At 61.2% G+C, this 11,154-nt stretch carries 7 protein-coding genes; all 7 read right to left on the bottom strand.

What is annotated here, in order from left to right; translation table 11 throughout:
• Positions 1-12: 12 nt before the first annotated feature.
• Positions 13-1,737 (bottom strand): ShlB/FhaC/HecB family hemolysin secretion/activation protein, encoded by a 1,725-nt coding sequence (locus GIW48_RS19700; protein ID WP_272912868.1) that lies wholly within the window; start codon positions 1,735-1,737, stop codon positions 13-15.
• A gap of 449 nt (positions 1,738-2,186) precedes the next feature.
• The gene (gene pgaD / locus GIW48_RS19695) at positions 2,187-2,669 is read right to left on the bottom strand and encodes a poly-beta-1,6-N-acetyl-D-glucosamine biosynthesis protein PgaD (protein ID WP_017136590.1); all 483 of its coding nucleotides are present in this window, start codon (positions 2,667-2,669) and stop codon (positions 2,187-2,189) included.
• Positions 2,670-2,671: 2 nt separating this feature from the next.
• The gene (pgaC, locus tag GIW48_RS19690) at positions 2,672-4,012 is read right to left on the bottom strand and encodes a poly-beta-1,6-N-acetyl-D-glucosamine synthase (RefSeq protein WP_017136591.1); all 1,341 of its coding nucleotides are present in this window, start codon (positions 4,010-4,012) and stop codon (positions 2,672-2,674) included.
• A gap of 2 nt (positions 4,013-4,014) precedes the next feature.
• Positions 4,015-6,012: a poly-beta-1,6-N-acetyl-D-glucosamine N-deacetylase PgaB gene (gene pgaB, locus GIW48_RS19685; RefSeq protein ID WP_236461029.1), complete on the bottom strand. Its 1,998-nt coding sequence runs from the start codon at positions 6,010-6,012 to the stop codon at positions 4,015-4,017.
• A 12-nt stretch (positions 6,013-6,024) separates the two neighbouring features.
• Entirely contained in the window at positions 6,025-8,505 is a 2,481-nt protein-coding gene (gene pgaA, locus GIW48_RS19680; RefSeq protein WP_099549574.1) for a poly-beta-1,6 N-acetyl-D-glucosamine export porin PgaA, read from the bottom strand.
• A gap of 297 nt (positions 8,506-8,802) precedes the next feature.
• Positions 8,803-10,299, bottom strand: coding sequence for a YdgA family protein (locus GIW48_RS19675; RefSeq protein ID WP_017136594.1), 1,497 nt, complete (start codon positions 10,297-10,299; stop codon positions 8,803-8,805).
• 147 nt (positions 10,300-10,446) lie between these two features.
• Entirely contained in the window at positions 10,447-11,079 is a 633-nt protein-coding gene (locus GIW48_RS19670; RefSeq protein WP_026013660.1) for a hypothetical protein, read from the bottom strand.
• Between the last annotated feature and the right edge of the window lie 75 nt (positions 11,080-11,154).

Here is an 11,154-nt window from a genome sequence, read left to right as displayed (position 1 = left end):
CGGGGCGTTGAATTACAGGAAGAAATCCATGCGGAAGTAGATCGGCGCTTCACGCTCCGTCACCACTCCAGGTCTTTCTAACGAGTGGGCAAACGTCACACTGGTGCTGACGTATTTGCCACGGGCGAACAGTTCCACGGAGTTGCTTGAAACGCGGCCGTGGTTGTCACCGTTGTAACGGTCGTTGCGGATCACGCCCTGGTCGTAACCGAGGCTGGTGCCGTATTCGGCGAAGGCCGGGCGCAGCCATTCCAGGGTGACCGGGCGCGCCCAGCGCACTTCGTTGCGCCAGTAGCCGCCGCTGTCGCCGGACAGTTGCTGGTCCTTCAAACCGCGCACCGACGACGAGCCGCCGAGGCTGATGCGCTGCGGCGAGAACAGCACGTCTTCACTGCGTTGCCCGGTGGCCAGGCTGGTGAAGCTGAACGACTCACCCCACAGGCGAAACGGCTGCAAATAGCTGACCGTGGCAGTGTATTTACGGTAATCCGGGGTGGGCGTGAGGTTGCCAAACTGATCGCGGTGCTGGTCGTCGCGCTGGGCGTCAAAGGCGCCGATGCCGTTCTGTACGCCGAGGTCGATGTTGACGAAGGCATTGCCGATGCGTCGGCCGTGGTTGATACCAAACTGCAACTCACTGAGGCGGTTGCTGCTGATTTCGAGCTGGGCGTCGTTGATGTAGTTGTTGGTGCGCAGGTGAGCCAGGCCGACGTTGAGCGAGGTTTTGCTGACGTCATCGCGGTGGATCACACGTTCGGCGCGCAACTGGTGGTTCTGGTTGTCGCCCGATTGCTTGAATTTGAAGGTGTCGGTATAGCCGAGGGCGCGGTAATCGCTCTCGCTGTAGGTGTAGGTGAAGTTCCACCAGCCCCACGGCACGTTGTAATAGAGCAGGGTGTTTTTCGAGGTTTTCTGGTGGTCGCTGATGGCGTCGTGGCCACCGCGCAGCACCAGTTGGTCAGCCAGGCCGAGCGGGCTGTCCCACTCCAGGCCCGCGCCCCATTGCTGCTCGCCGGTGCTGCGTTGCCCGTCGTTGTTGCGCGACAGGCTAGCGCGCCAGGGCTTTTGCGGGGTGTTCTTGACCACCACGTCGCTGCCGCCCACTTGCTTGCCGGGCGTCAGCTCCATTTGCGCCTGTTTGGACGGCAACCGGTTGAGCTGGTCCACCAGTTGCTCGACCTCGCGCAGGTTCAGCGCCTCACCGACCTTGCCGGGAAACGCCATGGCCAGTTCACGCTCGGTGACGTTGCTGCCTTCGGCGCTGCGCACCGCTTCGAGTTTGCCTTCGACCACCAACACCTGCAGATGGCCGCTGGAGAGGTCTTGTTGCGGCAAGTAGGCGCGGCTGGTGACGCGGCCTTTGGCGATGTAATAGTCGGTGATGACCTTGAGCAGCTCATTGAGCTGCGAGACGCCCAGGCATTGGCCTACATAGGGTTTGAGCAGCAGCGTGCGGTCGCCGGCAGGCAGGCTGTCGGCGCCTTTGAGTTCGATGTCTTTGATCGGGAAGCAGCGGGTGTCGGCAGGCGTAGCCGGTGCCTGTGGCTTGGCTTCTTTGCCGGGCAGGTCCTGAAGCTCTTGCAGGCGCCGGCTTTGCTCTTCCAGCAGGCGGTTTTGCCGATCGCGGATCAGGTCTTGATCCCCAGGCGTGGGGGCGGCGGTGGCCGTATTCAGGCTCAGGCAGGCGAGCATGAAAGTGCACAGCAAGTACCGAGTCCGTGGCGATAAAAAAGACATGTTCGATCCATCGAAAATCAAGGGGCGGCAAACTACCATCGAACTAGCGCTGGCCCAAGAAACCGGGACAGTTGCACATTCGTGCTTATTACATCCGCAACACATTGATTGTTAACAATAAAGAGTTATCACAAAGAGATAATGGCGGCCGTTAGAAGTTTTATTCCGACCAGCGGCAACTCTTTTGATATTAATTCGGCAAACAATTTAGCAAATGCCATTATTTAGCCATCAACTACTTGCCGAGTTAGGTTAGTGCAGGGGAATAGCGAAAAGTTCGCGGTGTTTTTGTGAATTGGATCCCATTTATCGGAATTCCAAGCGACGCAGATGGAATGTGGGAGCTGGCTTGCCTGCGATGGCGGCGTGTCAGGTATTGATTGGTTGCTGGCCCACCGCTATCGCAGGCAAGCCAGCTCCCACAGGGATCTTTGGTGTCTTTGGATTTTCTAGACGGCGTCTTTGCCTTTTTCCGCGCCGGGCACCAGGGTCAGGCCGGGGCGCTCCACGTCGCGGGAGACGTGGGACTTCACATCCTCGACACCGCCGTCTTCGTCGTTGTGGATCACCAGCACGCCCGGCTTGCGAAACTGCTCCAGGTGGCCGTCGCCCAAATTGAAACTCTCACTCAGGTTTTTGTCGCTCAGCGCATTGGCTTCGGCGCGGCGCTGGGCGAACTTGCGCCCACGGCGTTGCTGATAGCGCGCCCAACTGATCAGGATCACTGCGTTGAACAAGGCGATCCACAGGTAGATCTGCAAGGTGTTGAGCGCGGCGAAAATCGGCGCCTCAATACGTGGGCCGCCGTGGGTTTCCAGCATGGCGCCGATACCACGCGCGAGCAGCCAGATCAGGCCGCCCCACGCCAGCAGCGTCAGCAGCACGTCGATGATCCACATCACGGTGTTTTGGCGAGTTCTGACCAGCTTCATGGTCACGCCTCCTCTTCACTGGGTTTGATGCCGCGGTCCGGGCTGACCCAGCGCGCGCGTTTCTGGTGCTGGTTGAACAGCACCTTGGGAAAGCTGACCAGGGTGGTGAGCAGGCTGACCAGCCAGAACACCATCGGGTACCACACGGTCCAGAACAGGGTTTTCCACAGGTCCTTTTCATAGCGCCGGTCGATCAGGATGCTCACCGCGAACTGCAGCAGGCACACCATTGCCAATACCAGCCCGGTAAAGGCCGGTGGCACCAGGGAATCCACGGCAATCGCCTGCGGCAGTACCACGAACTTGCCCACGCCCCAGAAGATCACCGAGAGCAGGAAGGTGAAGGCCCAGCCGGTGGACAGGCAGTACTCGAACAGCAGTGGCCACAGGTAGCGATGGCGCCATTGCCAGATGCCTCGGATGTTCTTGAACAGCACCTCGGCGCCGCCCTGGGCCCAACGCAGGCGCTGTTTCCACAGGCCGCCTACGGTTTCGGGCATGAGGATCCAGCACAGGGCACGGGGCTCGTAGAAGATCGCCCAGTGGTCCAGTTGCAGCTTCCAACTCACGTCGATGTCTTCGGTGATCATGTCGGTGGACCAGTAGTCGATGCGGTCCAGCGCCTTCTTGCGAAACGCCACCACCACACCCGACACCGTGAAGATCCGCCCGAACACGCGCTGGGTACGCTTGATCAAGCCGATAATCGAGGAGAACTCGCCCACCTGCACCCGGCCGATCAAGGTTGAACGCGTGCGGATGCGTGGGTTGCCGGTCACGGCGCCCAGGCGCGGGTTGTCGAGCATCGGCGCGACCATGTAGGCCGCTGCGTTTTTGTCGAGCAAGGCATCGCCGTCGATGCACACCAGGTACTCACTGCGCGCCGCCACGGCGCCCATGCGCAAGGCCACGGCCTTGCCCTGGTTTTGCGCCAGGTGCAGCACACGCAGGCGTGGGTGTTGCAAGGCCAGGGCGTCGAGCACGGCAGCGGTGTTGTCTTTGGAACCGTCGTTGACGGCGATGACTTCGATATTCGGGTACAGCTGGTTCAGGGCCGCATGAATGGTGTCGGCGGCGTTATCGCCCTCGTTGTAGCAAGGGATGATGATCGAGATCAGCGGGTTGCCGGCCAGGGTCGGCGCCGGCGTGTCTTCCTTCCACGGCCAATGCCGCTCCCAGTGCAGCCAGAAGTACAGCCCGCCGGCGATCCACAGCGCCGACATGAACAGCGGGTAGAAAAACACGAAGTCCATCAGGAACTGCCCGGTGACCAGGAAGATCAGGCCCAGGGGCACACCCAACACCAACGCCAACACGAATAAAGCCAGGATTCTGTCGAACATGATCAAGGGTTCCACTGGTTGGAAAGGGCCGGACGAACTGCCTTCAGGTCCGGCGAATTTTCCAGGAAGTTATCCGGGTAGTAGCCAAAGCTCTTGACCCCCTGGCGTTTGAGCACGCCCATCCATTCGGCCATCTGCGCGCCCTTGATATCCGGCGCTTCTTTGGTCCGCCAGTCTTTGGCTTGCAGCTCGAACACGGTTTTTTCCAGCGCGCCGGGGCGCGCCTTGACCGTGGCGACGAGTTTTTCCAGCCAGGCGTTGGAGGTTTTCAGCTCCTGGCCTTCCATCAATGGCATGGCCATGGGCGCAGTCCAGTCGTAGGCCTGGAGGAAGTCGTCGAGGTTCTGCGCGAACCAGGCTTCGCTGGCCGGGTTGAGCATCGGCTCGGCAAAGATATTGCGTGCGGTCGCCACTTGTGGACCACCGATGGCGCGAACCTTGGCGGTCAGCTCGTTGGTGAAGTCGATCAGGTAGCGGCTCTTGAAGCGCGTCCAGCGTTGCATCACTGCAGGGTCTGCACGCAGCGCGGCAATGCTGCCCGGCAGGCCGTTGGCAGCATAAGCCTTGAGCGCAGCGGGGCTGGCGTCTTCGAAGTCGGAAAGCACGGCGTCGTCGTGGTACAGCACACCGTCGATGGCATTGTTGCGCGCCAGGTCTTCATAGATCTCGCCGATGATCTTGCGCACCTGCGGGTCGAACGGCGACAAACGTTTGTATTGGTCCGGGTCGGTGCCGACCTGGCCGGTTTGCGGGTCCCAGCGGGTCACACGCGGCAGCTTGGGGTCGAGGGCGAAACTCAGCACCGGCATCCAGGCATACACAGCCGCGTGGGCACGGGTGTGCAACTGCCAGGAGACGCGGTTGAACAGGTCGGCGCGCACCGGCAAGTGGCGGTTAGGGAAGTACAGCGAGTGCACCAGGCCGTCGCCTTTGGGGTCGGCGAAGGCTTGCAGGAATACAGTGCCCGCGCCCATGTCCACCACACGTTGTACAAGCTGGTCGAGGTTGCGCGCTTGTTGGGCCGGGTCGGGGTCGTAAACGTTGTCGAGGTCCACGTGCAGCACCCGCAGCGGTGCCTGGGTTTGCACGGCCACCATGCTATTGGCGAAATGCTCGCCGTCCGGGTCCGAAGCCACCAGGAAGCGCGGGCTGTTCATCAGGTTGCCGAGGCTGTCGAGGCCGTCTTCCAGGGTCAGCGCCATCTGGTAGCCCTGCTCGCCGACAATCGCCAGCGAGGTGCCTTTGGCGGCGCCGTAAGGCCACACCCACACCCGAGGCGCCTTGCCGGTCACGCTGCGGATCTTGTTAGTGATCGCCGCGACATCAGCCCGCATGCGCGCATCGAATTTGGCCTGGTCTTCATAACGACCGGTGGCCGGATCAAAGCGCAGGCTGGTCGCCGCCGGCTCGAGGTTGCCCTGGGGGTTGGCCAAAATCCCTTTGTGGTTGTTGTCGGTGTGCGCGGCGATTTCCACCAGGCCCGACTGCGACACTTCACGAATCTGCTGCCAGGTGAGGAATTCCCCACGCGGGCGCGGCGAGCCGGCGAAGTCCACCGGTTGATTGAGCGGCGTATCGATCCAATACCCCACCGGCGCCAGCAAGGCTGGCCAGTGATAGGCGCGCAGAATCGGCATCACGCGGGTGTAGAAGCTGGAATAGCCGTCATCGAAACTGAGCATGATGGCTTTGGGCGGCAACTCGGGGCCGCCGTTGCGTGCCGCCAGGATCTGGTCGACGCTGACCGCCTGGTAGCCGTTCTCGCGCAACCACGCCAGTTGTTCGATCAAACGCTCGGTGCGCACCGCCACCACCGCCTGGTCGGGGTCGCGATCCTCGACATCGTGGTAGGCGATGCCCAGGAAATGGTTTTTCGGCCACGGCGCTTCGTTGGCCAGTATCGGCCGCTCGGCGGGTGGAGTGAAAGGCGCGGGTTGCTGGGCACAGGCACTGGCCAGCATTACACCCAGGACCAACAAGCAACGGCAAAGGACGGTCATGGTCAGGCTCTTTTAGAAACGGTAAGTGAGGTCGACGAGCAAGCGCAGATCGCGTTCGCGATCACCGTCATAAGGTCGGCTGATCAGGCTCAGGTTGGCGCCCACGTCCAGTACATCGTTCCAGCGAAAACGTTGGCCATAGCCGATCAAACCGACGCCACCGGTGGAATAATCCCGTTGGCTGTACGTACCTGCACCGAGCTGGAACTGCTGACTCCACTGAGTCTCGTAGCGGTGATAGAGCACATGATTGACCGTGACCGTGGGCAACACGGTGAAGTCGGACTTGGGGTTGAAGTACACCGTGTCTTCTTTGGTGTTGTGGCTGGTGCCGACTTCCAGGCCCAGGTCTACCTGCACGCCGGGCGCGCTGTAGATGCCCTCGCGGCCAGTCAGTACGGCTTCGAAGCGGTTGTTGCCATCGCTGAAGTGGGACGGGCTCAGGGCCAGTTTCCACTCGCGGCTTTCATTCGCGCGCCAGCGAATAAAGCCACTGCCGCCGTTGGCGGTGACATCGGCATTCAACGCTCGCAGCGGCGTGGTAGTCAGCAGGTAGCCGAGGCTGCCGCCGTACTGCCAGTTGTCGTTGATGTCGCGGGCAATCGACACGGCCGCACCCTGCTTGGAGCCATAGCCGTAGGAGTGGTTGGACACTTCGGCTTCCAGGGTCATGTCGCGGGTGCGACGCTCCACACCGACGCGCTGCCAACGGTGTTGGCCGGTGCCTTCACTGAAATCGGCGGTGGCGTAGCCGGCACCGGCGAACAGGCGCCAGTCTTCATCGATAGGCGGCGTGTAGAGCACGCTTTCGATGCCCCAGTCACGGCTGCCGGCCACTGCGCCGGCGTTGTTGTTATTGCCGCCGCCGTAGCTTTTTCCGGTGTAGGCCTCCACGCGCAGCTCGGCCATGTCGTGTACATCCCGCAGACGGCTCAGGCGCTGCACTTGGCGGCTGTCCGGGTTGCGGGCCAGCACGTCATCGGTGAGCACGTCCATTTGCCGCCATTCCTGCAGGTCCATGGCAGTGTAGGCCTGGCTGACTTCCAGGCCGATATCCCGCGGGGTCTGGGCTTCGGTTTCCTTGAGGATGCCCTCGGCGCGGCGTGGCAGGTCGCGGGCGCGGTACATGTCGGCCTGGGCCAGGCGCAGGCCGACATTGCCGGGGGCTTTGGCCACCAAAGCGTCCAGCCCGGCTTCGCTGCCCGGCAGGTCACCGCCGTAGACGCCGGCCTGGGCCGACAGCTGTTGCGCGTCCATCCAGGCGTCGTTGGGGTTACCAATGGGCAAGCCCTTGAGTTCGACTCGAGGTTTCTGGCTGGTGGCGAGGCTGTTGGCGACTTCGCGCGCATCGGCGCCTTTGTCGCTTTCCTGCAAGGTGTAGAACAAGGCCGTGGTGTCTTCGACCCGATCATCGGGTTCGGCATCGGCAGCGCTGATCACCTCGCGGTACAACGGCTCGGCTTTTTCCGGCAGGCGCTGGTCGAGGTAAGACGCGGCGACCCAACGCAGGGCATAGGTCGGCAATTGCACGCCTTCGCCCTTGAGGGTTTCGTAGTCGCGGATCACATCGGCGGTGCGTGCCCGCGCCTTGAGGGCACCCAGGCGGTCGATGCGCCAGCGCACCACATCATCATGGGCACTTGGGTCCGGGGTCCAGCGCGCGAGCAGTTTGTCGTAGTCATTGAGGGCGCGGTCGGCAACCACGTAGCGTTCTTTTTCGGTGCGGGTGGCGAACTCGGCCATGCGCACGCGCTCGGCGGCGAGGTCACCTTCGAGGCGGCGCTGGGTCACCGCGTCGAGCAGGCCCGGATGTTTGGCCGACAGGCGCAGCGCCGGCTCCGGCAGGCGGGCCTTTTGCAGGGCGACGATGTATTCGCGGACCACTTCAGGCTTGTCACCGGCGCGAGTAAAGGCTTGGTCGAACTCGAACAAGGCGTCGTAGTTCAAGCCTGCGCGGGTCAGCGCATAACCCAGGGCCATGCGGCGGTTGGGGTCATTGGGTTGCGCCGCCACCAGTGCGCGCAAGCGCTGCACGGCCGTCGTGGCCTGGCCGCCGTCGGCCTGGGTCAGCGCCTGGCCCAGCTGCAGGTCGACATTGCCCGGCTCACGCACCAGCGCTTGCTGATAAACCGCCAGAGCCTGCGGCCACTGCTTTTGGTTGCGATAAGTGCGCGCCACCGTGGCCAGCGCCTGGGTGGTGAGGTTGCGATTTTTGCCTTGGGCCTCGTAGACCTTCAACACTTCGGCGTCTTGCCCTGCCCAACCGGCAATCACCAGGTGATCGCTGATCTGGCCAGGTGTCTGGCGTTCAGGCGGCAGTTGGCGCAATTGGGTCAGCGCGGGAGTGAAGTTGCCGTTACGCGCCTGGATAATCAGCGCGTCATAGGCTGGGTCGGCGAAGGCAAGGCTGGGCGTCAGCAATTGGCTGCATAAGGCGGCCCCAACGAGCAGGCGCAACCGGCCTGAAGCACTGGTGGGTAGTGTTCGCAGCATATCGTGAGCTTCCTTACACACGGAAAGCTATAACGATAGGTGGTCCTGAGCAAAACGCATCAGGGTGCCGGCGTCTCGTGACCCGGCCTAGCTTTCCTGTAGGAACTATCTCTTAGGAAAGTAGGGAAATGCCCAAATCAGAACAATTGTTCAGAATTATCCAACCGCAGAAAAACCAATGGAGGCCAAGGCTTGCCTGAGCTAAGCAGCCACAGCCGGCCTGTATGCCGGTTGTTTGACTGCCGCTTCAGGTAAACCCACGCCTCCAATATTTATTTCTTACCGATGTAAGAAATCTTACTGCGCGCCGCTGACCGCACCCGCTTTGGCCATCACAAAGCCAATGAATTGCTCCACGGTCATCTTCTGGCCATTAAACGTCACTTCGTTGTTGGCGTAGTGCAGCTTGGAAACCACGTCAGTACCCACCAGGGTTGCCAACTGAGTACCAACGGCCATGCCACTGACCATCTCGGCCGCCATCTGTGATTGCTGTTCGATGGCTTTAGGGTCGGTCACACCGCCCACTTCCGCTTGCAGGGCAGCGACGTCGCCGATCATCGGCTTGGACAGGGTCAGGTTGGCATCCAGCAGCGCGATAACCTGCTTGCCCAGCTCAACCGGTGGCAATTCCATCGAGGTGGGCTTGGTCAGGTCTACCACCAGGTTGAATTTGCTTTCACCGTGGGTGGTTTTCAGCGACAGGTTTTCCACTGCCACTTGCGGCTTGGCGGCCAGCACCTGGTTGACGTTGGCCTCGGCCAGGGTCTGCTCGGCTTCGGTCAGTTGCAGCTCAGGCACCGGTTGGCCGGCAGCCGCGGCGGCTTGCACCGGCTGCATCTTGTCCTGGTAGAGCTTGGTCAGCACCAGCATCGCCGGGATGTCGATGTTCTTCATGCTCAGGGCCATGGCGGCCGAACCTACGGGTTTACCCTGGTAGCCGATTTCGTCGATCTTGTAGTCAACGCGGCCTGCCAGGTTATTGTCCTTGGTTTCGCTGGTGTCTTTTTGCTCGAAGCCCTTGAGGGTCAGCACGGCTTTCTGCGGGCCGAAGGTGACTTTTGTGTCGGTCAGCTCAACGGTGTTTTGCCCGGTGTAGAAACCGAAGGTGGATTTTTCCAGGTTGCTGGCCACGGTCAGGCCGGACAGTTCGGCTTCAAGCGGCTGGCCATTGGCGTCGATCACTGCAACCTTGAGGCTGTTCATGTAGCCGCTGGCCTTGACCTTCTGGCCTTCGGCGCTGCTGTCGAAGTCCAGGTTGGCGCCCGAGAAGCTCACCGAAGACTTGTCGTCCTTGATGTCCAGCGGCAGCAATTCGACGTTGCCGTCGACCGAGCGGTTGTAGCCGATATTGGCCACGCCCTTGAGCGGCGACACGTCTTTGCTGGCGGCGAACCATTTTTCGGTGGTGGCGTTCTTTTCCAGCGCATAGTGACTGGTGGCCATGACCGGCAGCCACTTCAGCGTCACCAGGCGCGAGAACGGCAACGGGCCGTGTTCGATATGGTCGACGAACAACAGCTCAGGGTTCGGGTTTTCTTCACCGAACACGCTGCCTTGGCCTTTGAGGCGGTAGTGCGCGGTGCTGCTGAACAGGCCACGATCCAGGGACACCAGCTCCAGGTTCACCGTGCCATCGACGCCGGCCATAGAGGTCTGCAGTTCTTTGTTGGCGTTCTGGATGGCGGTTTGCAGCACCGGCTCCAGTTGCTTACCGGTGTACCAGGCGCCGCCTGCACTAATGGCGCCGACGGCGACAACGAAACCCAAGAAAACAACTGCTGGCTTATTCATGAAGTGACCTGATCAAATCCTGTGAGAAGTGGGCTGTCTTCCTTGAACCCCGAAGGGGTTGGCTCAAGCCCGCCGAAAACGGGGGAAGATTAGCACTGGCGGCCGATAACGGCCCAGCTTTTCAGAGAGGTCAGGTCAGCGGTTGGTTCACGAGTATTCCAATTCAACCTCATCGAGTTGGTGATCGAAACTCTTCAAGCGTGCAGTCCAGGTGTACACCAACACCTCAAACTCGCGGTGTATCACTGTGTTGCTGGGGGTATCGGCCTTGGGGTCGCAGAAGTCCAGCTGGTAGCGTTCCCGCGCCATTTGCGTGGCCACGTCGGACAATTCCCGGGCGTTATTGAGCCAATGCCTACCGTCGGCGACCTGTTGGTCGAGCAGCACACATTGTTTTTTCAGGGCCTCGAGGCTTTTTTCCAGCGGCGTGCCGGTGAGCTCGCCCATGACTTCCTGGAAAGTACGCCCGGGCTGCCAGTAGCTGCCCCAGAAATAGCGGTCGAACACAGTTTCGACGCGGCGCAGAGCAACCTTGGTGTCCCAGATCGCCACGCGGGTCTTGCCTTGTTGAAGCAGCTTTTTCTTCACCCGTTGATTTTGATAGGACGCCCAGGCCACCACGCCGATGGACAACGTGCCGATCACCAGACAGGCGCTATCGAGAAACACCATGGCCTTGTCGAGTTGGTGGGCAAGCATGACGCCGTAGAAATAGGCAGCCGATAGCAACACCAGTGCGAAAAGCACGCACCAGAAAGCGGGAGCATAAGGGTTTTTCATTATTGGAATCCCCATGAGCAAACGCGAACTTTGTCAGACGGGCCTCACGGTGGCCCGCCTGTCAAAGCATAGCTT

Source organism: Pseudomonas sp. PA-6-3C, from assembly GCF_021605825.1.
Taxonomy (GTDB): domain Bacteria; phylum Pseudomonadota; class Gammaproteobacteria; order Pseudomonadales; family Pseudomonadaceae; genus Aquipseudomonas; species Aquipseudomonas edaphica.
The sequence above is the reverse complement of the archived record's forward strand: the minus strand, read 5'-3'. Positions and strand labels throughout refer to the sequence as shown.

Coding starts and splice junctions, on each gene's coding strand:
- pgaA (WP_099549574.1), bottom strand. CDS start 8,505: ATGCTGCGAACACTACCCACCAGTGCTTCAGGCCGGTTGCGCCTGCTC.
- GIW48_RS19675 (WP_017136594.1), bottom strand. CDS start 10,299: ATGAATAAGCCAGCAGTTGTTTTCTTGGGTTTCGTTGTCGCCGTCGGC.
- pgaC (WP_017136591.1), bottom strand. CDS start 4,012: ATGTTCGACAGAATCCTGGCTTTATTCGTGTTGGCGTTGGTGTTGGGT.
- GIW48_RS19670 (WP_026013660.1), bottom strand. CDS start 11,079: ATGAAAAACCCTTATGCTCCCGCTTTCTGGTGCGTGCTTTTCGCACTG.
- pgaB (WP_236461029.1), bottom strand. CDS start 6,012: ATGACCGTCCTTTGCCGTTGCTTGTTGGTCCTGGGTGTAATGCTGGCC.
- pgaD (WP_017136590.1), bottom strand. CDS start 2,669: ATGAAGCTGGTCAGAACTCGCCAAAACACCGTGATGTGGATCATCGAC.
- GIW48_RS19700 (WP_272912868.1), bottom strand. CDS start 1,737: ATGTCTTTTTTATCGCCACGGACTCGGTACTTGCTGTGCACTTTCATG.